Here is a 26,300-nt window from a genome sequence, read left to right on the forward strand (position 1 = left end):
TCCCTCATCGTCTCATCAGTAGTAGTGGATGTCGGTCAGAAACCGCTCCAGCAGCTGGTTGCAGGCCGCCGGATCTTCCGCTGGCCAGGCATGGCGCCCCTCGGGGGTGAAGATCCGGCCATCGGGCAAGGAGGCAAACTGCGCCACCCGGCTGGCCAGCGGCAGGTAATCCACCGTGCTCGACACCAGCGCCACCGGCATGGTCAGGCCGGAGAGGCGCGCCCGCACGCTCCAACCGGGCAGCGCCTCGAGCAGCGCCCGGTAGACCCGCTTGCGGTTGCGCCGAAAACGCTGGCGGAAGGTGTGACGCAGCGCCCCCTGCTCGGGCAGGGGAAACAGCTCGCGCCCGAGCCACCAAGCGAGCGGCCACATGCCGACCCAGCGCAACCACTTGAGGCGCTGGGCAAAACGCGCCCGATCGGCCTCATTGTCGAGGGAAAACTCGGCAAAGCCATTGATCAGCATCATGCCTTCGATGCGCGAGGGGCGCGCCAGCGCCACCTCGAGCGCCACCATGGCCCCCAGCGAGAGGCCGACGATGACCACCTGCCCCGGCTGATCGTCAAGCCAATGCACCACATCATCGGCCAGTGAGGGGACATCGAGCGCCCCCTCCTGCACGTTCAGACCGTGACCGCGCAGATCGAGTGCCACCGCCCGGTAGTGAGGCGAAAAGTACTCAAGCTGAGCCTGCCAATCGAGGCTCGATGAACCGAGCCCGTGCAAAAACAGCAGCAGCGGGCCCTCCCCCGCGCTGCGCTGATAGAGCCCCTTGACCCGGCTCTCCTTGCGTTTGCGGCGCATTACGCCTCCCCCAACAGACTGACGGCCTTGATATAGGCAAAGAGTTCCTGCCCGCCCTCGAGCGCCAGTCGCAGGCTCGAGCGGCGGGTGATCCGCGCCAGCAGTATCTGCTGGCCGAGGCCGAGCTGCAACAGGCTCTGACCCGGCAGCCCCTCGCGCTCCTCGCGCAGTCGGGTCGTGAGGCAGTTGGAGAGGCTCGAGCCCTCGATGGGGCGGGTGGCGATCACCACGTCGCGCGCCGCCACCTTGATGCGTACAGGGCCGGGCGCATCCGGGGGCAGCGGCATGGTGACAAACAGGGACTGGCCATCGACATCGAGCTCGGCCATCTGCTCCTCTGGGCACCAGTGTTTGAGCGTGGCACAGAGGATCACCCCGCCATCGTCGCGCGCCGCGAGCGGCAGATCGAGCCTGGCAAACAGCGCATCCGGCCCCCCTTGCGCCAGCGCCCGCCCCTCCTCGATCAGGATCAGCTCGTCGCACAGCATGCTCACCTCCTCCATGGCGTGAGTCACATAGAGCATGGGCAGATCGCTCTCGCGTTGCAGCTGTTGCAGCTCGTGGATAAGGTGCAAGCGGCTGCGCCGATCGAGGGCCGAGAAGGGCTCATCGAGCAGCAGCAGGGTCGGCTCGGCAAGCAGCGCCCGAGCCAGGGCCACCCGCTGGCGCTGACCGCCGGAGAGGGCCGGCGCCGGCTTATCCAGCAGCTCGCGAAAGCCAAGGCGCTCGGCCAGCGCCTCCATCGGCCAGCGGCCACGCCCCTTGCCGGCGGCCAGCAGCAGGTTGCCGCGCACCGTCAGATGGCTAAACAGGCGCGCATCCTGAAACACCAGACCGATGGCGCGCCGCTCAGGGGGAAGCGGGCCCAGCTCGGCCCCGCGCCAGGTGAGGCGATCGCCCGCGCGCCGATCCAGTCCGGCGATGGCGCGCAGCAAGGTGCTCTTGCCGCTGCCGGAGGGGCCGAACAGGCCGCAGATCCCCTCCCCGCGCCAGACGAGGGAGCAGTCGAGATCCCAACTGCCAAAGTGGCGTTGCAGCGAGAGACTCAGCATGCCAGCAGCCTCCGCTGGCGGCGCTGCAACACGCCATACACCAGAACGAGCACCGTCATGGCCACGCCGAGCAGACCGGCCGCCAGCAGGTGGGCGTTGCCGTAATCTTGCGCCTCGACGTGATCAAACAGGGCAATGGAGAGCACCTGGGTCTCCCCCGGTATGTTGCCGCCTATCATCAGTACCACGCCAAATTCTCCCAGGGTGTGGGCAAACCCCAGTGCTGCCGCCATCACAAAACTCGGTAGCGTCATCGGCAGCACGATGCGCATGAAGCGCTCGACCGGGCCGAGCCCCAGAGTGGCGGCGGCTTCCAGCTCGCGATCCCCCAGATTGACGAAGGCCGAGGTGAGCGGCTGCACCACGAAGGGGAGCGAATAGATGAGCGAGGCGATGAGCAGCCCGCTGAAGCTAAACGCCAGCTGGCTGTCAAACAGGCGCTGCCACCCCTGCCCAAGACCGGTGTCAGGCGAGAAGGCGAGCAGCAGGTAAAAGCCCAGCACGGTGGGCGGCAACACCAGTGGCAGCGCCACCAGCGCCTCCACCACGGGGCGGGCCCAGTGACGGCTGCGCGCCAGCCACCAAGCAAGCGGTGGCGAGAGCAGCAGCAAGAGCCCGGTGGTACAGGCGGCGAGTTTCAATGTCAGCCCGATGGCGAGCAGATCGGCAGCGCTGGGCATGTGTCAGCGGGCCGGCAGGCCGTAACCGGCGGCGGCGATGAGGGCATGACCCTTCTCACCTTGTAACCAGGCCACCAGCGCCTCGGTCGCCGGGCCCGGCTTGAGCACCACCCCCTGCTGCTCGATGGGGGGGTAGAAGGCCGCAGGCACCTCCCACGCCTCGGCACTCTTGCCCGCCTCGACCAGATTGGCCCAGGCGACGAAGCCATACTCGGCGTTGCCGCTCTCGACAAACTGCCAGGTCTGGCCGATGTTGCTGCCGGTCAGCACCCGAAACTGTTGGGGGGCGATCTTAAGGTGCGCCAAGGTGGCCATGGCGGCGGCCCCATAGGGGGCAGTGCGGGCATTGGCGATGGCCAGATTGCCGCGCCAGGCGCGCAGGGCCGCCTCGTCGGGGGCCGGCCCTCCCCTGCGCCACAGTCCCAGCTTGCCGTAGGCATAGGTAAAGCGCCCCAGCCCCTTACCCTCTTTTTCCAGCTTTTGCGGCGTGGCCGCATCGGCCGAGAGAAAGAGATCGAACGGCGCGCCGTGGCGGATCTGGGTGTAGAGCACACCAGTGGCGGCCGAGCTGATGGTGACCGAGTGGCCGGTCTCGGCCTGGAACGCCTCGGCAATCTTGCCAAGGGTGCCCTTGAAGTTGGCCGCCACCGCCACCTTGATGTCGTCGGCCTGTACCGCCGGCATCACCAGCAGCAGGGCCAGCCCCCATCCATATCGACGTCCCATGCGTTTTCTCTCCTTCACGCCCACACAGGGCTACTCCTGCCAGCGGGCGGCGGCCTCGTTGTCGCTCTCTTTGGCCTCGACCCAGTAACGACGACCGTCGTGGCTGAGCTCACGCTTCCAGAAAGGGGCCCGGGTTTTCAAGTAATCCATGATGAAGTGGCAAGCGGCGAAAGCCGCCTCGCGGTGGGCCGAGCTGACCGCCACCAGCACAATTTGATCCCCGAGCAGCAGATCGCCCACCCGGTGGATCAGGGTGCACGCTTGCAGTGGCCAGCGCACTTCGGCCTCGCGCACGATGGCGGCCAGCGCCTTCTCGGTCATGCCGGGGTAGTGCTCCAGCGACAAGCCGGCCACCTGCTCCCCCTGGTTGAAGTCGCGCACCTTGCCCACAAACGTGACGATGGCGCCGCTGTCACGGCGCGCGGCCAGGCGCTCATATTCGGCGGCGAGGCTGAAATCCTCGCGCTGCACCACGATGAGGGGCTCCATGCTCATCCCCCCGTCACCGGCGGGAAGAAGGCCACCTCATCGCCCCCCTTGATGGGGGTATCGAGCGGCACCAGGGTCTGGTTGACCGCCACCAGCAGCTTGCCGGGCTCAAGGGCAAGCGCCCACTTGTCGCCGCGCTCGGCCAGTGCGGCGCGCAGCGCCTCGGCGCTGGTGTACTCATCTGGCATGGCCAGCGCGTCACACCCCACCAGCTCGCGCACCTGAGCAAAAAACAGCACCTGGATCATGAGGCCTCTCCTGCATTGTGTTGATCGGGGTTCATATCCGCCTGGAAGTGGCCGGACTTGCCGCCCCGCTTTTCCAGCAGCCGCACCGGGCCGATGACCATGTCCTTTTGCACCGCCTTGCACATGTCATAGATGGTCAGCGCCGTCACCGACGCCGCGGTCAGCGCCTCCATCTCGACCCCGGTCTTGCCCGCGAGCTTGCACAGGGTTTCGATACGAACCCGGCTGTGGGCCGGCTCGGGAGTGATCTCCACCTCGACCTTGGTCAGCGCCAGCGGGTGGCACAGGGGGATGAGATCGGCGGTTTTCTTGGCCGCCATGACCCCGGCGATGCGGGCGGTCGCGAACACATCGCCCTTATGGTGTTCCCCCGAGAGGATCAGTGCCAGGGTCGCTGGCGCCATGGCGATGAAGGCCTCGGCGCGGGCTTCGCGCTCGGTCACGGCCTTGGTGGTGACGTCCACCATGTGGGCTTCGCCACGGGCGTTGAGGTGGGTCAGTTCGGCACTCATTGAGACTCCTTGCCTAGGTGGCTCACGAAGTTGCAGGGACGGGTCGAGGCGTCGAGCTGGGGGGCAATCAGCTGCTCCCAACCGAGACGGCAGGCGCCGGTCGAGCCCGGCAGACAGAAGATGGCCGTGCGATTGGCCATCCCCGCAATGGCGCGGCTTTGCACGCTGGCCGAGCCGAGCTCGGCAAACGAGAGGTGGCGAAACAGCTCGCCAAACCCCTCGACCGGGCGATCGAACAGCACGGCGATCGCCTCCGGTGTCTGGTTGTGGTCATAAAAACCGGTGCCGCCGTTGATGACGACCGCCTCGATGGCGGGATCGGCGATCCAGGCCGACACCAGGGCGCGCAGCCGGTAGCGATCGTTCGGTAGCAGGGCCCGCTCGGCCAGACGATGGCCGGCAGCGTGCACGACGTCAGCCAGATAGTCTCCGGAGCTGTCTTGCTCCAGGGTACGGGAATCGGTCACCGTCAGCACGGCGATAGAGAGAGGGCGAAAGGGCGCGGCACACCTGGCCATGGCGGCTCCTTACTGAGATCCGGTTTGCTCCCGGAGAAATGAATACGGACAAGCCCTGCCTTGGCCACTGGCTCATGGCGGCGGGGCCGCGAAAGTGTATCAGACCTATCCCTAAGTGTCTGTCACAACAGGTATCTTATCTGTCTGTTATGACTCACAAAAACAGAGGGCGCCGGTTACCCGTCGCCCTCTGTGGTGACACAGTGCGCTGCGCGTTAGAACCCAGGCACGCCGGACATCTCCGGCAACTGGTGGGCAATCCCCTTATGGCAGTCGATGCAGGTGCTCTGACCATTGGCCAGATTGGTGGCATGCATCTTGGCCGCCCGCTGCCCTTGCAAGGAGAAGTCCATGTACTCGAAGTTGTGGCAGTTGCGGCACTCGCGCGAGTCGGTGTCCTTCATCCGCTTCCACTCCCGCTCGGCCATCTCGCGCCGATGCGATTCGAACTTCTCGCGGGTGTCCACCTTGCCGGTGAGCTTGCCCCACAACTCCTTGGAGGCCTGCACCTTGCGGATGATCTTGTAGGTCCACTCATGGGGCACGTGGCAATCCGGGCAACTGGCGCGCACACCGGAGCGGTTGGCATAGTGGATGGTGTCGCGGTACTCCTGGAACACGTTGTCACGCATTTCGTGGCAACCGGTGCAGAAGGCCTCGGTGTTGGAGGCCTCCATGGCGGTGTTAAAGCCCCCCCAGAAGATGACACCACCAAAGAAGCCAAGCAGCAGGATCACCCACAGCGCCGCCTTGGAGGGAGATTTGAAGGTCACCCACAATCGCTGAACAAAACCGGGCAGTTTCATCGTTTCAGGCTCCTCAGTTCAGGGATTCGACCGGCTTAAAGGTGTTATCCACCAGCGGCTTGGCATCCACCTGGGGCACGTGGCACTGCAGGCAGAAGTAACGGCGCGGGGAGACCTCGCCCAGGGTCACGCCGTCACGGGTTTCAAAATGGGTCGGGCTGATCTTGGGGGCCTTCATGGCGGCGGCGTTCTTAAAGCTGTGGCAGGCCAGGCACTTGTTGACCTTGCTGTCGACCTCATAGTTGCGGGTGTCATGGGGGATCATCGGCGGCTGGTGCATGTACTGACGCGCATAGGCGTCACCATCCTTACGAAAATTCTTGAGCGGCGCAGGATTATCCTCGCTACCCAGATCCGTGATGCCCCGCTCCGACTTGAGTCCACCGGTATCGGTATTGAAATCCGGGGTTTCAGCAGCCATCAGCCCCCCCGCCAGCAGGCAGGCCAGCATTGCTCCAATCAGCTTTTTCATTGTTGTTTCTCCGACATGTTGTCTGCCTTGACGGCAAATCCGACCGAAAGGGTGAAAACCTGCTCCGCGCACACATCGATGCAGCGGCCGCAGTTGAGGCACTCCTGGGCGGCGATGAGCGGCCCATGCCCGCGTCTGGCACCATGTACCGGCCCTTTGAGGATCGGCCGCTCGGGGCAGACGGCATAACAGTCCATACAGTTGCTGCAGCGGTCGCGGCCGCTGGCAGAGATCTTGATAAATCCAACCCGGTTGACCAGGGCCCAGAAGGCCCCCACCGGACAGAGGTGGCCACACCAGCCCCGCTCCACCACGAACAGATCGAACAGCAGCAGCGCCAGCAACAGCGTCCACCCCGCCCCCATGCCAAACAGCAAGCCACGCAGCACAAGCGGAACCGGGTTGACCCACTCCCACACCAGCAACCCCGTCGCCACTGGCAGCACCAGCACCATGGCCAGCAGCCAGTAGCGGGTCGCCCGGGAGAGCGTACTGCCGGCACGCAGGCCAAGGCGCATCCGCAGCCAGGCGGCCGCATCGGTGATGAGGTTCACCGGGCAGACCCAGGAGCAGAACACCCGCCCCCCGACCAGCCAGTACCCCAGCAACACGATGGCGCTGCCGATGAGCAGCGCATTCAGTGGCCAGTGGCCGGTGGCCAGGGTCTGTAGCAGCACCAGGGGATCGGTGAGCGGCACCGCACCGAGCAGCTCAGAGCTCGACAGATTGCCTTTGAGCACCCAGATCCCGGCCAGTGGCCCCAGCAGGAACAAGCCCATCACCGACAGCTGGGTCAAACGCCGCAGCAGCAGGAAACGGTGGGCATGCCACCACCCCAGCTTCTGGCTCGCTTCGCGGCCGGGAATGCGGCTGGCTTTACTCATGGCCTTGCTCATAACCCCTCCGGTTTGCGTACGGGCAGGGTCAGCGGCTCATCGATCAGCGCCTTGCCCGCCTTGGCTTTCTCTTCCCAACCGAGCCGGTAGTGATGCCCCAGCTCCCCTTTGGCCAGCTGACGCGGCAACACCTTGATGGCCGCCTCTTCCAGCACGCAGGCATGCTCGCACTTGCCGCAGCCGGTGCAGACATCGCTGTGCACCGTGGGCAAAAAGATGGCGTGCTTGCCGGTACGGGCGTTGTGCTGCAGATCGAGGGTGATCGCCTGATCGATGAGCGGGCAGACCCGATAGCAGACATCGCAGCGCAAACCGAGCGCGTTGAGGCAGGTCTCGTGGTCGATGAGCACCGCCACCCCCATGCGCGCGTCGTCGATCTCGGTCAGAGCCGGATCGAGGGCTCCGCTCGGACAGGCGACCACGCAGGGAATGTCGTCACACATCTCGCACGGCACCTTGCGGGCCGAAAACCAAGGGGTGCCCGTGGTCACCGGCTCGAACCAGCGGGCGAGTTTCAGGGTGTCATACGGGCAGGCCTCGACACAGAGACCACAGCGCACGCAGGCACCGAGAAACTCATCCTCGATCAGAGCTCCGGGCGGGCGCAGAGCCTGGGCCGGCAATGCCTCGGCCTGCTGGCGTGCCAGGGCGCCGAGGCCAAGGCCAAGCAGCCCCACCCCGCATGCCCCTTTGGCCATCTCACCGAGAAACTGTCGCCGACTGACCGCTCTGCTCATGCCACTGCTCTCCTCATGCTCAGGCCTTCATCACCTTGACGGCACACTTCTTGAAATCCGTCTCTTTCGAGAGCGGATCGGTGGCATCCAGGGTGACCTTGTTGACCAGCTGACTGGCGTCGAAGAAGGGCATGAACACCAATCCCTTGGGCGGCTTGTTACGGCCACGGGTCTCGATGCGAGTCTTCACCTCGCCACGGCGGGAGATCACCTTCACCTCATCACCACGACGCAGATTGCGCGCCTTGGCGTCGTCCGGGTGCATGAACAACACCGCATCGGGGAAGGAGCGGTACAGCTCGGGCACGCGGCGGGTCATGGTGCCGGTGTGCCAGTGCTCGAGTACGCGACCGGTGGAGAGCCACAAGTCGAACTCGGCATCCGGCTCTTCGGCCGCCGGCTCGTAGGGCAGCGCGAAGATGATCGCCTTACCATCGGGGCGGCCATAGAAGCGCACCTCTTCACCACTCTTGACGTAGGGGTCATACCCTTCGCGATAGCGCCACAGGGTCTCTTTGCCGTCCACCACGGGCCAGCGCAGGCCGCGCGCCTCATGGTACTGATCGAACGGCGCCAGATCGTGACCATGACCACGGCCGAAGCTGGCGTACTCCTCGAACAGGCCCTTTTGCACGTAGAAGCCGAAGTGTTCGGACTCTTCGTTCAGCGCCCCCTTGCACTCCTCTTTCTTGAACTTGTTGACCACGCCGTTGGCGTAGAGCACGTCAAACAGGGTCTTGCCCTTGAGCGCAGGATTCTTGGCGATAAGCTCGGCCGGCCACACCTCTTCCACGGTGAAACGCTTGGCGAACTCCATCAGCTGCCACAGATCCGATTTCGCCTCGCCCGGCGCCTTCACCTGCTGATGCCAGAACTGGGTGCGACGCTCGGCGTTGCCGTACGCCCCTTCCTTCTCCACCCACATGGCGGTGGGCAGGATCAGGTCGGCCGCCTGAGCGGTCACGGTCGGGTAAGGGTCGGAGACCACGATGAAGTTACGCGGATCGCGATAGCCAGGCAGACGCTCCTCATTGATATTGGGGCCGGCCTGCATGTTGTTGTTGCACATCACCCAGTAGGCATTGAGCTTGCCATCTTTGAGCATGCGATCTTGCAGCACGGCGTGATAGCCCACCTGCTCGGGGATGGTTCCCTCGGGCAGTTGCCACAGCTTCTCGGCGATGGCGCGATGGGCAGGGTCAGTCACCACCATGTCGGCCGGCAGGCGGTGGGCAAAGGTGCCCACTTCGCGGGCGGTGCCGCAGGCCGACGGCTGGCCGGTCAGGGAGAAGGGGCCAGATCCCGGCTGGGAGATCTTGCCGGTCAGCAGGTGGATGTTGTAGCAGAGGTTGTTGGCCCAGACGCCGCGGGTGTGCTGGTTAAAGCCCATGGTCCAGTAGGAGACCACCTTGGCATTCGGGTCGGCATAGATTTTGGCCAGTTTCTCGAGCCGATCGACCGGCACGCCGGAGAGCTTGGAGACCTTCTCGACGTCGTAGTCGGCCACAAACTTGGCAAACTCCTCAAACGTCATCGGAGTGGAGTCGCCGCTGTCGGGATTCTTGGCCTTTTGCTGCAAGGGGTGGGTCGGACGCAGGCCATAGCCGATGTCGGTGACCCCTTTCTTGAACTGGGTGTGCTTGTTGACGAAGTCCCAGTTCACCTTGTCGTTCTTGATGATGTAGTTGGCGATGTAGTTGAGGATCGCCAAATCACTTTGCGGGGTGAAGACCAGGGCGTTATCGGCCAGCTCGAAGCTGCGGTGCTCAAAGGTCGAGAGTACGTGCACTTGCACGTTCGGGTTGGAGAGGCGGCGATCGGAGATACGCGACCAGAGGATGGGGTGCATCTCGGCCATGTTGGAGCCCCACAGCACGAAGGCATCGGCCTGCTCGATATCGTCGTAGCAGCCCATGGGCTCATCCATACCGAAGGTGCGCATGAAGCCGACCACGGCCGAGGCCATGCAGTGACGGGCGTTGGGATCGAGGTTGTTGGTGCGCAGGCCCGCCTTGAACAGCTTGGCGGCGGCATAGCCTTCCCACACGGTCCACTGACCCGAGCCGAACATGCCCACTGCGGTCGGCCCCTTCTCTTTCAGGGTGGCCTTGAACTTCTCGGCCATGATGTCGAAGGCCTGATCCCAGCTGATGGGGGCGAACTCCCCTTCCTTATCATACTGGCCGTTCTTCATCCGCAGCATGGGTTGGGTCAGGCGATCCTGGCCGTACATGATCTTGGAGAGAAAGTACCCCTTGATGCAGTTGAGGCCACGGTTGACCGGGGCATCCGGATCGCCCTGGGTGGCGACGACGCGACCCTCCTGGGTGCCCACAAGCACCGAGCAACCGGTGCCGCAGAAGCGGCACGGCGCCTTGTCCCACTTGATGGCGGTCTTGTCGGTGCTGGTGATCAGGTTGGCCGCCAGACTCGGGGCACTGATCCCGGCCGCAGCAGCGGCTGCCGCCACCGCATTGGCCTTCATAAAGTCACGTCGGCTCAGCTTCATGACAGATCCTCACATGGTTTTTGTTCGTCAAATTGGTGGTAGATCAGGGCCGCCGAAATCACACCTGGTATGGCGTTGATCGCATCGATGGCTTCAATGATCTCCCTCTGGCGGGCCCCCTCCAGGGTTACCACCAGCTTGCCCTCGTCACTGACGGCGTGCACCTCGGCACCCACCAGTGTAGCCACTTGACCGGCCACCTCATGACGTCGGGTGGGTTGGGTCAGCACCAGCAGACTGGAGACGTGGTATTCGTCGTGCTTCTCCTGAGTCATCAGGGTCGCTCCTCACGGGGATCGGCCACCGTAATGGCCTGGGTCGGACAACCCGCCACACAGGCACCGCATCCGGTGCAGTCGGCAGGTTCAATACTCGGAGTGGGAATGCCGCCCGCCACGGGTCGAAAACGGATGGCGCGCAGCTCGCAGGCATCCTGGCAGGATTGGCAGAATACCTTGCCAAAGGCGAGGCAACCGCTACCTATATGGGCTTTAAGCGACCAGGGAGAGAGAGTGCGGGGGAGAAAAAGAGGCTCATTGCAGGCATCAACGCACTGGCCACAGAACGTGCATTCACCACGGGTGAAATCCAGGGTGGGGAATCCCCCCTCGCCCCGCACGATGATCTGTTCGGGGCAGGCCTTGATGCAGCCATCACAACGCGTGCAGCCGGCGCTAAATTGTGTCCACGGCAGCGCCCATGGCAGGGGCAATACCTTTGCCTGTGGTCGAAATCGTCCGCGCAGCAATGCACGTCGGGTTGGATCGACTCCCTGTGACATGACTCTTCCTCACTGGCCCCAATGTGTCCCCTGAGGGGACAGAAATTGTGCTTCTGGATGCACATATTTTTGTTAAGGGTATAGTGCAGGCAGAGAAAAAGGTCTCATATACCACCGGCGGGATAAATAGGGGGGAACCTTGCGTTGGATCAAGCGAAATAGGCATTGCTTATACCCCTTAGGGGTAAATTAAACGCCAATTGATAATTCTTCTCGCAAAGAATCAACCACCTAGCGACGCCAGATGGGGAGTTGTACCGCTGTTACCCTGATGCAGACGATGGCTGGCCAACTTGTGACCAAGCACCATGTGAACCCGCTCCATCAGTGCCTCTTGTTGCTCGTCGGCCGCTAACAGATCGCGCAGCGCCACTCCGTCGTCACCAAACAGGCACAAGTGCAGCTTACCGACCGAGGAGACTCGCAACCGGTTGCAGCCGGCACAAAAATCCTTGCTATAGGGCATGATGAGGCCGATGCCACCGAGATAGTCGGGATGATGGAACACCTGGGCAGGCCCGGCATCGATAGCCCGCAGTTGCTGCACCCACCCCGCCGCCAACAGTTGCCCCTTGATGGCTTCCCCACTGGCATGGTGGCGGGTGAACAACGCGTCCATCTCACCGGTTTGCATTAGCTCGATGAAACGCAGCTCGATGGGGCGTGTCTTGATCCAGTCGAGAAAGGTCGACAGTTCATGGTCATTGAGCCCCTTGAGCAACACGGCGTTGACTTTGACCCGCGCAAACCCGGCGGCCAGCGCCGCATCAATCCCAGCCATCACCTCGGTCAGCTTGTCTTCTCCGGTGATGCGGTGAAACTGACGGGCATCCAGACTGTCCACACTGACGTTCAGGTTGGTCAATCCGGCCTCGCGCCATTCGGCCGCCCGCTCGCGCAGGCGATAACCGTTGGTGGTCATGGCCACCTGTTCAATGCCGGGCGTTGCCGCCACGATGCGGATGATGTCGGTAAAATCGCGGCGCAGGGAGGGCTCCCCACCAGTCAGGCGCACCTTGCGGGTGCCCATGGCAGCAAAAGCGCGAACGACTCTGGCTATCTCCGCTTGATCAAGAAAGGATTTGCGCCCTTCGGGGCGGTAGCCGTCCGGCAGACAGTAGGTGCAGCGAAAGTTGCACACATCGGTCACCGAGAGACGCAGATAGTGAAAGCGACGGGCATGGCCGTCTTCAAGCAGCGACATAAACACCTTTCCAAATACGGGAGGCCAGGTCATTTCTTCCCTGACCCTTACAGCGCTAAGCTGTCGGCCACCCTCCCCTATCTGCCGACGTAGGCAAGGTGGCTCGGAGTTCAATGAATTTGCGGATGCTAGCACAGGTTAAGTTACAATGCCCACGTTCCCAAAGGGGTAGTTCCCCGGCAGATTGAATCGAGATCCCGATGAAAAAATGGTTTCAGGTTACCTCGGTGAGCAGTGCCATCGGCCGCGCCATGCTGCTCATCTTGTTTATGGCGAGCCTCATCTCTTTGGTGGCCATGATCACCCTCTTTTACTCGGTGCCCGATGCCAAGGCGATCAATCTGTCAGGCTCGCTGCGGATGCAGGCCTACCGCATGGCGTACGAGATAAGCCAGGGCAAGCCGGTACGCGATCGTCTCGCGCAATTCGAAGAGACCCTCAATGCCGAAGAGTTGCAGGAGACCCAGCGCTGGATCACCCCCGCCTCATTGCGCCGTACCTATGGGGAAGTGCTCAGCCAGTGGCGCCTGATGCGCAGCCACATCGAGCATGACACCCCCGAGCGCTACTCCGACAACACAGAGCGGTTTGTCACCGCCATCGATGACTTCGTCAATCAGATGCAATTTCACGTCGAGTTCAAGGTGCGTATGCTGGCCATCGCCGAGGGGCTTGGCCTGCTTGCCATCATCGTCATCGCTTGGTTTACCGTGCGCTTCACCCGGCGCGAGGTGGTCGCCCCCCTCAATCAGCTGGTCGCCTGCGCCCGCCAGGTCGAGCAGCGCAACTTTCTGCTGCAACTCCCCCCGCGCTCCCCCAACGAGCTGGGAGAGCTCTCCGGCGCCTTTGCCACCATGGCGAGCGAGCTCGACAAGCTCTATCGCGATCTGGAGCACAAAGTCGAGGAAAAGACCGCCAAGCTGCAACAGGCCAATGACACCCTGTCGTTTCTCTACAGCACGGCCCAGCAGTTGCACGAGGCCCCCCTCAGCTCACGCACCTTGATCAAGCTGCTGGACCGAGCCGCAGCCCACCAGCACATCGCCCATATCCGCCTGACCCGTTTTGAACACAACACCATTCCCACCTACCTCACCGGGCGCAGCGGCTGGCCCGAAGAGACGCCGGCACGGGAGCGGTTCCCGTTACAGATGGACGAGCAGGAGTATGGTTGCCTCGAGCTCATCAGCGATGCCCCGATCGACCAGCGCCTGATGAAGAACTTCGCCATGCTGCTCGCCCAGGTGCTGCACAAGGATCAGACCCTGCTGCAACAGCAGCGCCTGCTGCTGATGGAAGAGCGCGCCGTCATCGCCCGTGAGCTGCACGACTCACTGGCGCAGGCCCTCTCTTATCTCAAGATCCAGTCGGCCCTGCTCAAGCGCGCATTTGCCAAAGGGCAGACCGAACGCACCGCCCAGGTGATGCAGCAGATCGACGAGGGGCTCGGCAACGCCTACACCCAGCTGCGCGAACTGCTCGGCACCTTCCGCCTCTCCATCGCCGAGGCCGATCTCGGCGAGGCCATCGGCGTCATGCTCGAGCAGCTGACCCCTCAGACATCGGCGACCATCCGGCTCGATTACCGCCTGTCGAGCAGCGATCTGGAGGCGGGCCAGCACATCCATATCTTGCAGCTGATCCGTGAAGCCGTGCTCAATGCCATCAAGCATGCCAATGCGCAAGTGATTGATGTTAGCTGTCAGACACTTCCTGATGGTACTATCGAGGTTCAGGTTACCGATGACGGGGTGGGCATAGGCGCCTCCCGCTCGGCCGTCAACCACTACGGCCTGAGCATCATGAACGAGCGGGCCAGCAAGCTGCACGGCCGGCTCAGCATCGGCGATCACCGCCCCCAGGGAACCAGGGTGCACCTCATTTTTCCGACAACCCAGACAAGAGAAGCCTGATGGACGACGTCAAATATTCCATTCTGGTCGTTGATGACCACCCTCTGATGCGCAAGGGCATAGTGCAGCTGCTGGCCCTGGAAGAGAACTTCGAGGTCGTCGGCGAAGCTGCCAACGGCGCGGATGCAATTGCCCAGGCCAAGGTGTCCGAGCCGGACTTGATCCTGCTCGATCTCAACATGAAGGGGCTGTCCGGGCTCGATACCCTGCGGGCACTGCGTGAGGAAGAGATCACCTCAAGAGTGGTGATCCTCACCGTCTCCGATGCCCGCCAGGATGTGGTGGCACTGCTCAAGGCCGGCGCCGATGGTTACCTGCTCAAGGATACCGAGCCCGAGATGCTGTTGGCCCAGCTCGAAGAGGTGATGAGTGGCAAGCAGATCTTGAGCGAGCCGCTGCGCCCCTATCTGGAAAACCTCTACGAGCTGGATCATCTGCAAGAGAAGCTCGAGAGCCTGACGCGTCGCGAAATGCAAATCCTGCGTGAAATTGCAAAGGGCCTCTCCAACAAGCAGGTGGCCTCGGCCCTGCATATCTCGGAAGGAACCGTGAAGGTACACGTTAAGAGCCTGCTGAAGAAACTCCAGGCACAGAGCCGGGTGGAAGCGGCTGTGATGTACCTTGAACAGCGTCATTGAGCATGATGGATGTGACATAAACGGGCCTGCGGGCCCGTTTTTCATGAGTTGGCACGAGTGCTGCACAAGTCCGTTTGAGTCAGTTCCAGACCGGAGGATGAAACATGACACAGCAATCACTCGCCCTGTTTCCCTTGCCTTCCCACATCCTACCGGGCGGCAAGCTGCCGCTGCGTCTGTTTGAGCAGCGTCACCTGGAGATGCTCAAGGAGTCCTTCATCGAGGATCAAGGGTTTGGCATCGTAATGGAAGAGAGCACAGTGACCGGCCAATCGGGGCGGATCCTGCCCATCGGCACCCGGGTCAAGGTGATCGACTTCTACACCCTCAACGATGGCCTGCTCGGTATTACGGTGCAGGGGCTGGAGCGCTTCTATATCCACCAGCTGCACGAAGAGGGGGGGCAGCTCAAGCGGGCCGATGTCGAGCTGCTGCCCAACTGGCCCCAGTGCCACTCGGATGACAGCGATGCCGTGTTGGCGACCCGCCTGCGCGATGTGTTCGCCCAATACCCCGAGCTCGATGAGCTTTACCCGGACAAGCGCTATGACGATGCAGCCTGGTTGTGCCAGCGCTGGCTTGAGATCCTGCCGATGCCGGTGCAAGAGAAGCAAGGGCTGATCGCCAAGCAGAGCAGTGAAGCGGCCCGCCACTTTCTGCACAAGCTGATCGTCACGTAAGAATCGTCTCGCAGAATGCAAAGCATCGCAATTTGCGACAAAGACACGCTACCACAATGCAATGAATCGCTCATAAAAACGACAAACAAGGCGGGAAAAGGGACAAAAAAAGTTGGCATGACTTTTTCATGCAAGTAGGAACAACCCGATTTATCCCGTGCTCTCTTCAGTTATGCTGAAGAATTGGTCAACCTCCCCGGTTGGCCTTTTTTTTATCCTGCGCACTGGGGGAAGTGTCGCTCGCAACACTCTTGCAGCCGGGCGAGGCTGATGGGTTTGGCCATGAAGTCATCCATACCGGCAGCCAGCGCCTGTTCGCGATCTTCTGGCATGGCATTGGCGGTCAGCGCCACGATGCATCCCGTATACCCCAACCCACGCAGACGGCGAGTGGCCTCCAGCCCGTCGATCTGCGGCATGCGCAGATCCATCAGGATCAGATCCGGAGCCCGGCTCATCACAAGAGCCAATGCCGCTTCGGCGCTAGCGCACTCCTGCACCTCCTGAACCAGCCGCTGCAACATGAGTGACACCACCATGCGATTGACCTCGCTGTCATCCACCACCAGCACCGAAAGGGGCATGGGCGCTCGCAGCGGCTTGCTCTGTGGTGCCTTCAGCGGGCTCTGGGGGAGCGAAAGCGGCAGGCGGCACCAAAAGCGGCTCCCCTTCTCCTGCTCGCTGTCGGCCCCAATCTCACCGCCCATCAGGGTCGTGAGGCGCCGACAGATGGCGAGCCCGAGGCCGGCCCCCGAGAAGCTGCGGGTGGCCGAGCTGTCCCCCTGGACAAAGGGTTCAAACACCCGCTCCAGATCCACTGGCGTGATGCCAATGCCGCTGTCATACACTTCGATCAACAACTGGGACGACCAACCGAGATGCAGCCGCACCTCACCGTCGGGGGTGAACTTCATGGCATTGCCAAGCAGGTTGCCGATGATCTGGGAGAGGCGCACCGGATCCCCGAGCAGGATTTCAGGCACGTCGGAGTCCAATTGCAGCACCAATTGCAGACCACGCCGCTGCGCCTCCGGATAGAGAGGCTCAAGCAGGGCCTGGCAGAGTGTGGCCGGGCTGAAAGGCTCACGACGCAATGAGAGCGTCCCCGACTCAATCTTGGAATAATCGAGCACATCGTCGATGACCGTTTGCAACATGCGAGCCGCATGGGTGGCATGACCCAGCAAGGCGTGTTGCTGCTCCTCGAGCGGCGCGTGTTGCAGCAGATCCAGCGTCCCTAACACGGCATTCATAGGGGAACGCAGCTCATGGGTGATCATGGCCAGAAAACGCGACTTGGCCTGGCTGGCGGCCTGAGCCAGATCGCGCGCCTTGGCCAGCTCCTGCTCACGGCGGATCAGATCGCCAATGTCGCGCGCCGTGCCGTGATAACCGGTAAAGGCCCCATCACTCGAGAAGCAGGGGTCAGCATTGACCTCCAGCCACAGCAGTTCACCGCGTCGGCGCACCGCAGTACGCAACCGGCGCAGGGGCTGCTGAGCACATAAAGCAGGACGAAAGTCTTCCGTATCATGGAGTTGCAACCATTCGAGCGTCAGCAGACTGCGTCCGAGCAGACGCTGGCTCAGCTCACCATTGGCCCGATCCGGCGCCGAGACATAGCTGATACAAAAGCGCTCATCACACTCCCAGAACCAGTCGGACGCCATGGCTGCAAAATGGCGAAAGCGCTGCTCACTGGCATGCAGCGCCTCGGTCCGTAGTTCCACCTGCTGCTCGAGCCGAGCCCGGTAGGCGAGGTTGACCAGCGCTTGAGAGATCAGCGGCCGACAGCGTTGCAGCGCCGTCTTGCTGTCGAGATCCAGCCCCCGCTGCTGGCTGTGACGGCACACCAGCACACCGCTAAATCCGGGGGCCTTGAGGCCGGTCAGCAATACGCTACGCCACAGGGGGGAGTGAGCAACGGGAGCAAAATCGGGCAATAACGCCGGCTCATAGAGGATCAGGGTCTCCCCTGCCAGCGCCCGTTCGAAGGCCCGTCCCCATGGCCATTGATAGGGCTGCACCTCGTTGCAACTACAAAGCAGCGTGGTACCGCGCTGCGGCTGGGAGCCGACCACCAAGGCCGCCTCAAAGCCGATGAAGGGTTGCAGCACCTTGATAAGACCGAGCAGCACCTCATCGAGGGTCTTTGCCTCGGCCAGCGTTGCGATGCCACGCAGCAGCGTATCCGATTCGTGCCGATAGTGGGCCTCGCGCCCCTGACTGCGAGCCAATTCGGCCAGGGTCGACTGTAATCGGGCCCCCAGTGACTCCAGACTGTGCCCCTCCTGCTCATTGGTCATTCAGGCGCTCCCCGTTGCAGAAGATCACGCTGGAAATCATTAAGTTACCGTGGGTGATCTCCCCTTGCGGCAAACGCCCCTGCTCCCCGAAAGTGAATGGCATGACGTAGGGGATCCCACCCAGCCGCTGACGAAATTGCAGCGATAACTCGTCAAGGCGCTCCGAAAGCGCCAGCCGGCAGCCGGCGCAGAACACCACCAGGGCACCAAACGGCTCAAGGCTTGATGGCATGCCATAGGCAGGCTCGACCCTGGCTGCCAGCAAACTGCGCTGTAACAGCCCCTCGGCGCTGCCCTGCATCAACCAGAGGGTCTCCCCCTGCTCAATGCGGGTGAACAGACGCAAACCACGGCGCTTGGTAATCGACTCGGGATGGGAGAGTTTGTAGTAGGGAACCTCATACATGGCCCCCACCACCCGTGCCAGCGGGGCCAGGGTGGTCTCACGCAGGATCGGGCCATTGGGGAGCGATATCCCCAGCCACTCCTGATAGAGATCGGCGGCCGGACGCCCATCGAGGCTGATCACCTCGCGCCCCTCAGCCTCGGTCACGACGGCGTGATTGCGAGTTGGCATGTAGCCGGAGTGAAACTGAAAGGCGAGCTCACAATCGGGGTACAGCACGGCCAGCGCCGCCCCCTCCCCCATGGCGCCATCACTCCAGCAGAGCTGCCATTGTCCCTGCACCGCCTCATCGGCCGCCGAGCCACCAATCACCGGCACGCTATGGCCCAACTCGGCATCGATCTGGGCCAGTAGGGTCTCTTCCAGACCAGGGCTTGCGTGCAGCAACACCATGTGTGGCAACTCGCCAGGACGGTCGCAACGCCGCATGGCCTCCTTGAGCAGTTGATGAGCATCGGGCTCCATCGAGCCCGCGACCCCATAGGCGCCCCGCGAATCGTAAAAGGCCGCGACCGCAACCGGCGCCCCCTCGTCCTGCCCGGTCTGCACGGCGCGACATGAACTACAACCCAGCATGGGTACGTCAGGAAATGCCAGAGACAGGCGGTTTTGTAGTATCTCTGAGGAGTGAAGCGCAGAAAAATAGACCAACAACAGAGACGGCAGGGAGGCCGTATGCTCTAATAAATCGCTGATGATCTCCTGAGCCGCGTCAGCGGTGGAGGCACAGTGTGACTGTGCCGTGATGAACTTCATTTGAGTTGTACTCATGCAGACTGCACCTGACCATCATCTTCATCTTCTTGCCCGCGGGCAGCCACGGCGCCCCGCCGCCCTCTCTCAGCTGAACCGGGTGGTGACACTGGGGGGTGGCCACGGCATGGGCCGGGTTTTGTCGGCCCTCTCGTTTCTCGGCTCTCGCTTAAGCGGGATCGTCACCACAACCGACAATGGGGGCTCCACCGGTCGGCTGCGTCAGAGTCAATCCTGCATCGCTTGGGGAGATCTGCGCAACTGTCTCAATCAACTGGTTACCGAGCCCAGCACCGGCAGCCGCCTGTTTGAGTACCGCTTCAGTGGGCCCGGTGAACTGACCGGCCACAATCTCGGCAATCTGATGCTGCTGGCACTCGATCAGCTCAGCGTGCGTCCACTCGATGCCATCGGCCTTATCCGGGATATGCTGCACATTGAGCCACAACTGCTGCCGATGTCGGAGTACCCCACCGATCTGTGCGCTCGCACCCCATGCGGCAACCATATCATAGGCGAACTATCGGTAGATCAACTGGATACCCCACCAACAAACCTGTTTTTGCACCCCCCGGTACCGGCCATCGCCGAGGCGATCGACGCCTTGCAGCAGGCCGATCTGATCCTGCTCGGCCCCGGCAGTTTCTTCACGTCGGTGCTGCCCCCGTTGCTGCTGCCCGAGCTGTGCGACGCCATCGGCCGCAGCCACGCTCCGCTGGTCTTCATCGCCAATCTGGTTCCCGAGCCGGGGCCAGCCGGGCAACTTGATCTCGCCGAACAGTGTCGCTGGTTAGAAGCCCAGTTGGGCAAAGGAAGAGTGGACGCCGTACTGGCCCCTTCCGCAGCATCCGATGCCAAGGTGCCATGCCGCCTTATCAATTGCGAATTGGGTGAGCCCACCCTGCCCCATCGCCACGACAGGGAACGTCTCTGCCTGGTCCTGGAGCAGCTGCTGCTCGAACTGCAAGGCTCACTGCCGCAAGTTGGCTAACTCGCCAAGCACGTCGCCAAGCGACGCCTCAAGCTGCGCCACCAACGCCTCCATCACGGCCGGTGTATCACCCTCGCGGCACGCCTGCTCCAGGCGGGCCGCCTGCTGTTGGCTCACTTCGGCGCCATAACTGCCGCACGATGATTTCAGGCTATGGGCAAGCCGCCCCAGCGCCTCCCATGACTGCTGTTGCAGCAAGGGCACTAATTGCGCCCTTTGTTGCCCTACCTCGTCAAGAAACACACCGATGACCATGGGCAGCATGTCGCTACCGATATCGGCCTCCAGTTGGCGCAAGGTATTCCGATTGAGCAGTTCCATCTTGCTCCTCTCGTAAGGTGAAGGGAAAACGTGACAGGCATCGACTTATTGACCATTCCTGCCATTTTACCAAGACCAATCAAACACAAACAGGAAACCATTGATTAACATTCAATGGTTGATAGTTGCAATCCCTTTCCTGCCGGTATGGCTGCTGCGAAGAACCAGGGTAGTGTGTCTACCCTGGTATTTTTTTATACCGGATTGTCGATATCGACAAAGGTCACCGTCAGGCCATGGGCCTGCTGCAACCACTCTCCCAATGCCTTGACCCCATAGCGTTCGGTCGCATGATGGCCGGCGGCATAAAAATGCAGCCCCATCTCTCGCGCCGTGTGAATGGTCTGCTCGGAGGCCTCACCGGTGATGAAGGCATCGATCCCCTGCTCTGCCGCCAGGTTGATGTAGCTTTGGCCGCCCCCGGTACACAGCGCCACCGAGCGGATCTCAGCCGGCCCGCTCTCCCCACAATGCAGAGGGGGTCGTCCCAGGCTTGCCTCGATGCGAGCAGCCAGCTCGGCGCCGCTGAGCGGCGTATCCAGCTTGCCCACCATGGCCACGCTGCGGCTGTTCCACGGCTCCAGGCCACGGGTCAGGCGCACGCCAAGTCGCTGCGCCAGCTGAGCGTTATTGCCAAGCTCGGGGTGAATATCCAGCGGCAAGTGATAGGCGAACAGATTGATATCGTGGGTCAGCAGGGTCTTGAGGCGGCGCTGCTTCATGCCCTTGAGCACCGCATTTTCCCCGTTCCAGAAGTAGCCGTGGTGCACCAAGATGGCGTCGGCCTCCAGCTCGACCGCCCGGTCGAGCAGTGCCTGGCAGGCGGTCACCCCGGTGACCACATGACGAATACGGTGGCGTCCTTCCACCTGCAGGCCATTAGGGCAGTAGTCCTTGATGGCGTGGGATTCGAGCAGCTGGTTGAGCAGCCCTTCGAGTTTGCTGTTGGTGATCATGGTCGCTCCTATGGCCCACCCGCGCGGGCCGACATCGAGGAGGACATGATAAGGCAGGCCGTGGCCCAAGAGCCACCTCAGGCGGGCATATCGATCCCCGCCTCACGCATCTTGGCCAGCTTGTAGCGCAGGGTGCGCGGGCTGATCCCGAGCCTCTCCGCCACCGCCTTGCGACTGCCCTGACACAGTTGCAGGGTATCGAGGATGATCTGGTGCTCCTGCTGCTTGAGCTCGTTGCCAAGCCGCTCCAGCCCCGGAGTGCGCCCCTCGTCATCCTCCTCGCAGCCAGGCTCCTCGTCCTCCAAGATGAGATCCGCCTCGGCAATGCACTCTCCATCGCAGAGGATCAGGGCGCGCTGCACCACGTTCGCCAGTTCGCGCACGTTGCCGGGCCAGCCGTAGTCAAGCAGCCGCTCCTCCGCGTGTGCCGTGAAGCGGGGCAGCGGCAGGGCCGCCTGCGCCGCATGCAGGGCCAGCAGATGGCGCGCCAGCGGCAGGATATCGCCGGGCCGCTCGCACAGGGCCCCCCAGCGCAATGGAAAGACATTAAGCCGGTAGTAGAGATCCTCGCGAAACAGCCCATCTTGCACCGCCCGCTTGAGATCCCGGTTGCTGGTCGCGATGACCCGCACATCAAGCGCGATGGTTTTGCGACTCCCCAGCCGCTCCACCTCACGCTCCTGCAGCACCCGCAGCAGCTTGGCCTGCAAGGCGAGATCCATCTCGGTGATCTCATCGAGCAGCAGGGTGCCCCCCTGGGCCTGCTCGAACTTGCCGGGGCACCCCTGCACGGCCCCCGTGTAGGCCCCCTTCTCATAGCCAAAAAGGGTGGCCTCCAGCATGTTCTCGGGAATGGCGGCGCAGTTGATGGCCACGAAGGGCTGCTCGGCGCGGCTCGACTGATCATGGATGTAGCGAGCCAGCACCTCCTTGCCGCTGCCGCTCGGCCCGCTGATCATCACGGTGGCATCGCTGCGCGCCACCCTGGCGGCCAGCTGGAACAGCTCGGCGCTACGCGCATCGCCATACACCACGGCGCGCTTCTCCACCCGCTGCGCCGGCACATAGCGGCTCACCTGGTTGAGCAGCACCTCGGGCGAGAAGGGCTTGGAGAGGTAGTCGATGGCGCCTTCTCGCATCGCACGCACCGCCCCGTCGATGTTGGCGTAGGCGGTCATCAGCAGTACCGGAGTTTGTGGAAACTGCTGACGAATGGTCTGCAACAGGGTTAGGCCATCCATCCCCCCCATCTGAATGTCGGAGATCACCATGTCAAAGGGTTGGCGCGAGAGCTGCACCAGCGCCCGCTCACCGCTGTCGGCCTCACGGCACTCATAGCCGCCGAGCAGCAGGGTATCGAGCAAGGCCTCACGCAGCCCATCGTCATCTTCCACCACCAGGATCCTTGCCTGACTCATGCCACACCTCCAACACGTTCGGCCGCCGGCATGTGCAGCGGCAGAGAAAGGGTAAAACAACTCCCCTCACCCGGCGCAGAGGCAACGCTGACCTCGCCCTGATGGGAGTGCACCACCGAGTGCACCACCGCCAGACCGAGTCCCGTGCCTTGGCTACGCGTGGTGAAAAAGGGTTCAAAAATCCGGGCCTGCTGGGTTGCCGTCATGCCACGGCCGTTGTCGATGATGCGCAGCATCACCCGCTCACCCTGACGGTGGGCACTGACGCTGATCTCGGTAGCACCGGCCTGCTGACCATTGGCGATAAGATTGCTCACGGCGCCAATCAGGGCGTTGGCATTGGCCATCAGCCACAGCGGTTCTGGCGGTATCTCGATGGTGAGCCGGCAGGCATGCTGCTCACAGAACACCTCTGCCGCAGATTGCGCCTGGGTCAATAGGGTATCGAGTGACACGGCGCTGACCACCTGAGCCTCACCGCTACGGGCAAACAGCAGCACATCGCTGACCTGCTGCTCGAGATCTTGCAACCGCTGCATCAGTTTTTGCTGGAACTGGCTGCGTGATTCGGGCTTTAAGGTGCGGTTGCCGAGGTTGGCGGCATAGAGCATGGCGGCTGAGAGCGGGGTGCGGATCTGATGGGCCAGCGAGGCGGCCATGTTGCCGAGTGCCGACAGCCGTTTCATGTGGTTGAGGCGATCTTGCAGGCGACGGGTCTCGGTCAGATCGTTGATGAACACCAGTTGCCCCGGCTGATCCTCGAGCGGCTGGGTCGAGAGCTGCACTCGGCGGCCATCGTGCAGCGAGATCTCGTGACCATCGTCGGCGCGCGGGCTGAAACAGCGCACGATCACCTGGCGCCACCGCTCCCCTTGCAGCGGCTCACCGAGCAGGCTGACCGCCGCCGGATTGGCACGCCGGATCACACCACTCTCATCGAGCACCAGCACCCCGGTTGGCAGGGCGGCAAAGATGGCATCCAGTTGGCGATAGGCCAGGGAGGTTTCATGGGAAGGCTGGTGGCACATAGACAATAACCTGACTCACTAGCATGGGATGAGTCAGGTTATTCAATTAACGTGCCACAAATAATTCAGATATAAAACAAAAGGTTATGCCATGACAGGTCAATTATTTGACCCTAACACTCCTTGCTCATGCCATATTTCTTCATCTTCTCGACCAGGGTGGTACGACGCATGCCCAGCATATCGGCGGCGCGGGCGACCACCCCTTCTTGTACCTCCAACGCCTGACGGATCAACTCAACCTCCAGCTCGGCCAGCATGTCCTTGAGATTGAGCCCCTCCTGCGGCAGCTGCATCCCCATCCCGGTTGGCGCTGGCATTTCAAGCTGGGGCGGCTCCTGGAAGATGGCAGAGAGCGCTTCACGTTCGGCCCACTCGGCCTGCTCATCGCTCCATCCTTCAGCGGGCAGCATGCGGTAGCGAACCGGCAGATCGGCCACATCGACGATGCGATTGGGGTAGAGGATAAGCAGTCGCTCCAGTAAGTTGGCAAGTTCACGCACATTGCCCCCCCACTGGTACTGCATCAGGGATTCGGTGGCGCGCTGGGTCAAGCGGATCCACGCCTTGTGCTGCTCGCTGTGGCGGGCCAGCAGCTCCTGCAGCAGCAGCGGAATATCGTCGGCCCGCTCACGCAGCGGAGGCGTCTCGATGGGAAAAACGTTGAGGCGATAGTAAAGATCCTCGCGGAAGGTCTGCTGGCGGATCATCGTCTCGAGATCCCGGTGGGTCGCGGCGATGATGCGCACATCGGCCTCAATGGGCTTGCCCCCGCCAACCCGCTCGAACAGACGCTCCTGCAACACCCGCAGCAACTTGACCTGCATCGGCAGCGGCATGTCACCTATCTCATCGAGAAACAGGGTGCCCCCCTGGGCCAGCTCAAAGCGACCGCGACGGGCGGCGATGGCGCCGGTGAAGGCCCCCTTCTCATGGCCAAACAGCTCGCTTTCGAGCAACTCGGCCGGTATGGCACCACAGTTGATAGGCACAAACGGCCCCTTGCAGCGCGAAGAGAGTTCATGGATGGCGCGCGCCACCACCTCCTTGCCGGTTCCCGACTCACCGAGGATCAGCACATTGGCATCGGTGTCAGCCACCTGACTGATGAGGCGACGCACCTCCTGAATGCCGCGCCCCTTGCCCACCAGCAGTTTGAGCAGGGTCTGCCCCTTGTCGTGCTGCTTTTCCCGCGGGTGCAGTGAGCAGAAAGCCTGCACAAAGTGCAGGCTGCGCATCAGGTTATCGTAATCAAAAGGCTCGGCGACGGTGCCGATGAAGTTGCTGCTCTGCCACTCCCCTTCACACAAAGAGAGAAAAGGCAGCCGCGGGTGACGCGCCAATAAGGAGCCAAGTTCCTGTTGCAGACTGCCGGCGATCACCCCTTGCAGGGGTGCCGACTCGAGCGCCACATCGAGATCCTCCTCATCGACCTGCTGCCAGGCGACCCCCATGAAGGAGAGCAGCCCACCCAGCCGGGCACGACGCTCAGCACACCCATCCACCAACAGAATTGAAAGATCCAGCATCAGTCCTTTCCTGCACCAACTGTACGACAGATATTGTCGGAAAGTCTAAACGCTGCGACAAAGAGGGACAAGGCTTTACGCCAAAAAAATGACACCGACGAAAACGGGGCCATTGGCCCCGCTTTTAGATCGACTCATAGTGGGCCAATCGCTCCTTAAGCTGCTGATTTTCTTCACGCAAAGCCTGATTCTCTGCCTCCAACTGCACGAGGCGATCCTCCTCCTGATGAGGACTGATCTCAGGCTCACCGGTGAAGAGCTGGGCGTAGCGAGACTCCCGCTTGCCAGGCTCTCGCGGCAGTTTGACTACGTAGGGCCCTTTCTCGACCAGTGCCTGCAGTGCGTTTTCTACCTGGGTGACATCGCTGAAATTGTGCAGACGGGCACAGCGCGCACGCAGCTCCCCTGGGGTCTGGGCGCCGCGTAGCAACAGCTCGCAGATCACCGCGAACTCGGCCGAAGAAAAACGCAGATCACCAAATTCGGTATTACAGAAACGATGCTGGTAGCGAGCCACCCGGGCGTTAAACCCCGCCACGTTGCTCACCAAATGCCGGGCGATGAGCAGATCCAGCACCGACTGCACTTCCCGCTCCACCAAGGAGAGAACCGGTTCACGGTTGCTCTTCTGGTTACATGCATTGACCAGCGCATTGAGCGAAAGCGGATATTGATCCGGCGTCGAGACCTCCTTCTCCATCAGGCAACCGATCACCCGCGCTTCCAGCAGACTCAATTTTTGTTCCATTGTTATTTGTCCATCTCAGTCGAACCTGGCCCCATCCTAAACAGGATCAGCGCCAGGAGCCACGCCCGATCCGGCAGGCTGTGAGATTTATCGCCTCCCGCCCTGCTGCTTGGCCACTCTTCGCACAATCGGGCAACAAAAAGGGGCGCCAAGCGCCCCTTTGCATCCCACAGACCACA

The 26,300-nt window shown here is 62.3% G+C and carries 28 protein-coding genes and 1 riboswitch; of the genes, 4 read left to right on the top strand and 24 right to left on the bottom strand.

The window, feature by feature from the left end; genetic code table 11:
* Positions 1 to 15: 15 nt before the first annotated feature.
* The 16 genes from FE240_RS09855 to moaA all read right to left on the bottom strand — a co-directional run bounded on the left by FE240_RS09855 (position 16) and on the right by moaA (position 12,434).
* Entirely contained in the window at positions 16 to 804 is a 789-nt protein-coding gene (locus FE240_RS09855; protein ID WP_193000607.1) for an alpha/beta fold hydrolase, read from the bottom strand.
* Positions 804 to 1,856 carry a molybdenum ABC transporter ATP-binding protein gene (gene modC / locus FE240_RS09860; protein WP_193000609.1) on the bottom strand — a complete coding sequence of 351 codons (1,053 nt, stop codon included), beginning with the start codon at positions 1,854 to 1,856 and terminating at the stop codon, positions 804 to 806. Before modC ends, FE240_RS09855 begins: the two co-directional genes overlap by 1 nt.
* On the bottom strand, positions 1,850 to 2,536 hold the full coding sequence (gene modB, locus FE240_RS09865; RefSeq protein ID WP_193000611.1) for a molybdate ABC transporter permease subunit: 687 nt from the start codon (positions 2,534 to 2,536) through the stop codon (positions 1,850 to 1,852). Before modB ends, modC begins: the two co-directional genes overlap by 7 nt.
* 3 nt (positions 2,537 to 2,539) lie before the next feature.
* Positions 2,540 to 3,262: a molybdate ABC transporter substrate-binding protein gene (modA, locus tag FE240_RS09870; RefSeq protein ID WP_042044813.1), complete on the bottom strand. Its 723-nt coding sequence runs from the start codon at positions 3,260 to 3,262 to the stop codon at positions 2,540 to 2,542.
* A 30-nt stretch (positions 3,263 to 3,292) separates the two neighbouring features.
* Complete coding sequence (gene moaE / locus FE240_RS09875) at positions 3,293 to 3,751, bottom strand: molybdopterin synthase catalytic subunit MoaE (protein WP_193004517.1); 459 nt, start codon at positions 3,749 to 3,751, stop codon at positions 3,293 to 3,295.
* 2 nt (positions 3,752 to 3,753) lie between these two features.
* Positions 3,754 to 3,999 carry a molybdopterin synthase sulfur carrier subunit gene (gene moaD / locus FE240_RS09880; protein WP_042044811.1) on the bottom strand — a complete coding sequence of 82 codons (246 nt, stop codon included), beginning with the start codon at positions 3,997 to 3,999 and terminating at the stop codon, positions 3,754 to 3,756.
* A complete protein-coding gene (gene moaC / locus FE240_RS09885; protein WP_042044810.1) occupies positions 3,996 to 4,511 on the bottom strand; it encodes a cyclic pyranopterin monophosphate synthase MoaC in 516 nt (171 codons plus the stop codon). Before moaC ends, moaD begins: the two co-directional genes overlap by 4 nt.
* The gene (gene moaB / locus FE240_RS09890) at positions 4,508 to 5,029 is read right to left on the bottom strand and encodes a molybdenum cofactor biosynthesis protein B (protein WP_193000613.1); all 522 of its coding nucleotides are present in this window, start codon (positions 5,027 to 5,029) and stop codon (positions 4,508 to 4,510) included. Before moaB ends, moaC begins: the two co-directional genes overlap by 4 nt.
* A gap of 215 nt (positions 5,030 to 5,244) precedes the next feature.
* Positions 5,245 to 5,835 carry a cytochrome c3 family protein gene (locus tag FE240_RS09895; RefSeq protein ID WP_193000615.1) on the bottom strand — a complete coding sequence of 197 codons (591 nt, stop codon included), beginning with the start codon at positions 5,833 to 5,835 and terminating at the stop codon, positions 5,245 to 5,247.
* Between the two features lie 13 nt (positions 5,836 to 5,848).
* Positions 5,849 to 6,307 (bottom strand): nitrate reductase cytochrome c-type subunit, encoded by a 459-nt coding sequence (locus tag FE240_RS09900; protein ID WP_042044805.1) that lies wholly within the window; start codon positions 6,305 to 6,307, stop codon positions 5,849 to 5,851.
* On the bottom strand, positions 6,304 to 7,203 hold the full coding sequence (napH, locus tag FE240_RS09905) for a quinol dehydrogenase ferredoxin subunit NapH (RefSeq protein WP_226798782.1): 900 nt from the start codon (positions 7,201 to 7,203) through the stop codon (positions 6,304 to 6,306). Before napH ends, FE240_RS09900 begins: the two co-directional genes overlap by 4 nt.
* Positions 7,200 to 7,940, bottom strand: a complete 741-nt coding sequence (gene napG / locus FE240_RS09910) for a ferredoxin-type protein NapG (protein WP_193000617.1) — start codon at positions 7,938 to 7,940, stop codon at positions 7,200 to 7,202. The genes napH and napG overlap by 4 nt, the downstream gene beginning before the upstream one ends.
* 19 nt (positions 7,941 to 7,959) lie before the next feature.
* Positions 7,960 to 10,449, bottom strand: a complete 2,490-nt coding sequence (gene napA / locus FE240_RS09915; protein WP_042044803.1) for a nitrate reductase catalytic subunit NapA — start codon at positions 10,447 to 10,449, stop codon at positions 7,960 to 7,962.
* A complete protein-coding gene (locus FE240_RS09920) occupies positions 10,446 to 10,724 on the bottom strand; it encodes a chaperone NapD (protein ID WP_042044802.1) in 279 nt (92 codons plus the stop codon). Before FE240_RS09920 ends, napA begins: the two co-directional genes overlap by 4 nt.
* Positions 10,724 to 11,161: a ferredoxin-type protein NapF gene (gene napF / locus FE240_RS09925; RefSeq protein ID WP_264293140.1), complete on the bottom strand. Its 438-nt coding sequence runs from the start codon at positions 11,159 to 11,161 to the stop codon at positions 10,724 to 10,726. Before napF ends, FE240_RS09920 begins: the two co-directional genes overlap by 1 nt.
* 292 nt (positions 11,162 to 11,453) lie before the next feature.
* Positions 11,454 to 12,434: a GTP 3',8-cyclase MoaA gene (gene moaA / locus FE240_RS09930; RefSeq protein WP_193000621.1), complete on the bottom strand. Its 981-nt coding sequence runs from the start codon at positions 12,432 to 12,434 to the stop codon at positions 11,454 to 11,456.
* A riboswitch (molybdenum cofactor riboswitch) is annotated at positions 12,422 to 12,555 on the bottom strand. It overlaps the preceding gene by 13 nt.
* Positions 12,556 to 12,634: 79 nt before the next feature.
* On the opposite strand from moaA, the gene narQ reads away from it, so the two are divergent.
* The 3 genes from narQ to FE240_RS09945 all read left to right on the top strand — a co-directional run bounded on the left by narQ (position 12,635) and on the right by FE240_RS09945 (position 15,665).
* Positions 12,635 to 14,347: a nitrate/nitrite two-component system sensor histidine kinase NarQ gene (gene narQ / locus FE240_RS09935; RefSeq protein WP_193000623.1), complete on the top strand. Its 1,713-nt coding sequence runs from the start codon at positions 12,635 to 12,637 to the stop codon at positions 14,345 to 14,347.
* The gene (narL, locus tag FE240_RS09940) at positions 14,347 to 14,985 is read left to right on the top strand and encodes a two-component system response regulator NarL (RefSeq protein WP_042044798.1); all 639 of its coding nucleotides are present in this window, start codon (positions 14,347 to 14,349) and stop codon (positions 14,983 to 14,985) included. The genes narQ and narL overlap by 1 nt, the downstream gene beginning before the upstream one ends.
* A 104-nt stretch (positions 14,986 to 15,089) precedes the next feature.
* Complete coding sequence (locus FE240_RS09945; RefSeq protein ID WP_042044797.1) at positions 15,090 to 15,665, top strand: LON peptidase substrate-binding domain-containing protein; 576 nt, start codon at positions 15,090 to 15,092, stop codon at positions 15,663 to 15,665.
* 212 nt (positions 15,666 to 15,877) lie between these two features.
* Here the strand turns inward: FE240_RS09945 and FE240_RS09950 are convergent, their stop codons facing one another.
* Together FE240_RS09950 and FE240_RS09955 are read right to left on the bottom strand one after the other, a co-directional pair.
* Positions 15,878 to 17,971: an ATP-binding protein gene (locus FE240_RS09950; protein ID WP_193000625.1), complete on the bottom strand. Its 2,094-nt coding sequence runs from the start codon at positions 17,969 to 17,971 to the stop codon at positions 15,878 to 15,880.
* On the bottom strand, positions 17,961 to 19,133 hold the full coding sequence (locus FE240_RS09955) for an FIST signal transduction protein (RefSeq protein ID WP_193004518.1): 1,173 nt from the start codon (positions 19,131 to 19,133) through the stop codon (positions 17,961 to 17,963). Before FE240_RS09955 ends, FE240_RS09950 begins: the two co-directional genes overlap by 11 nt.
* A gap of 124 nt (positions 19,134 to 19,257) precedes the next feature.
* Between FE240_RS09955 and FE240_RS09960 the strand changes: the two genes are divergently transcribed.
* Positions 19,258 to 20,121 (top strand): gluconeogenesis factor YvcK family protein, encoded by an 864-nt coding sequence (locus FE240_RS09960; protein WP_264293204.1) that lies wholly within the window; start codon positions 19,258 to 19,260, stop codon positions 20,119 to 20,121.
* Here the strand turns inward: FE240_RS09960 and FE240_RS09965 are convergent.
* The 6 genes from FE240_RS09965 to FE240_RS09990 all read right to left on the bottom strand — a co-directional run bounded on the left by FE240_RS09965 (position 20,101) and on the right by FE240_RS09990 (position 26,121).
* Complete coding sequence (locus tag FE240_RS09965) at positions 20,101 to 20,442, bottom strand: Hpt domain-containing protein (protein WP_042044794.1); 342 nt, start codon at positions 20,440 to 20,442, stop codon at positions 20,101 to 20,103. The two genes, FE240_RS09960 and FE240_RS09965, sit on opposite strands and share 21 nt — an antisense overlap.
* Before the next feature lie 194 nt (positions 20,443 to 20,636).
* On the bottom strand, positions 20,637 to 21,398 hold the full coding sequence (locus FE240_RS09970) for a Nif3-like dinuclear metal center hexameric protein (protein WP_084214666.1): 762 nt from the start codon (positions 21,396 to 21,398) through the stop codon (positions 20,637 to 20,639).
* A 77-nt stretch (positions 21,399 to 21,475) separates the two neighbouring features.
* Complete coding sequence (locus FE240_RS09975; protein WP_193000629.1) at positions 21,476 to 22,816, bottom strand: sigma-54-dependent transcriptional regulator; 1,341 nt, start codon at positions 22,814 to 22,816, stop codon at positions 21,476 to 21,478.
* Positions 22,813 to 23,844, bottom strand: a complete 1,032-nt coding sequence (locus FE240_RS09980) for a sensor histidine kinase (protein ID WP_193000631.1) — start codon at positions 23,842 to 23,844, stop codon at positions 22,813 to 22,815. Before FE240_RS09980 ends, FE240_RS09975 begins: the two co-directional genes overlap by 4 nt.
* Before the next feature lie 113 nt (positions 23,845 to 23,957).
* Positions 23,958 to 25,373, bottom strand: coding sequence for a sigma-54 dependent transcriptional regulator (locus FE240_RS09985; RefSeq protein ID WP_193000633.1), 1,416 nt, complete (start codon positions 25,371 to 25,373; stop codon positions 23,958 to 23,960).
* Positions 25,374 to 25,497: 124 nt separating this feature from the next.
* Positions 25,498 to 26,121, bottom strand: coding sequence for a YceH family protein (locus FE240_RS09990; protein ID WP_042044790.1), 624 nt, complete (start codon positions 26,119 to 26,121; stop codon positions 25,498 to 25,500).
* Positions 26,122 to 26,300 lie beyond the last annotated feature (179 nt).

Origin of the sequence: Aeromonas simiae (assembly GCF_014892695.1) — a bacterium.
Taxonomy (GTDB): domain Bacteria; phylum Pseudomonadota; class Gammaproteobacteria; order Enterobacterales; family Aeromonadaceae; genus Aeromonas; species Aeromonas simiae.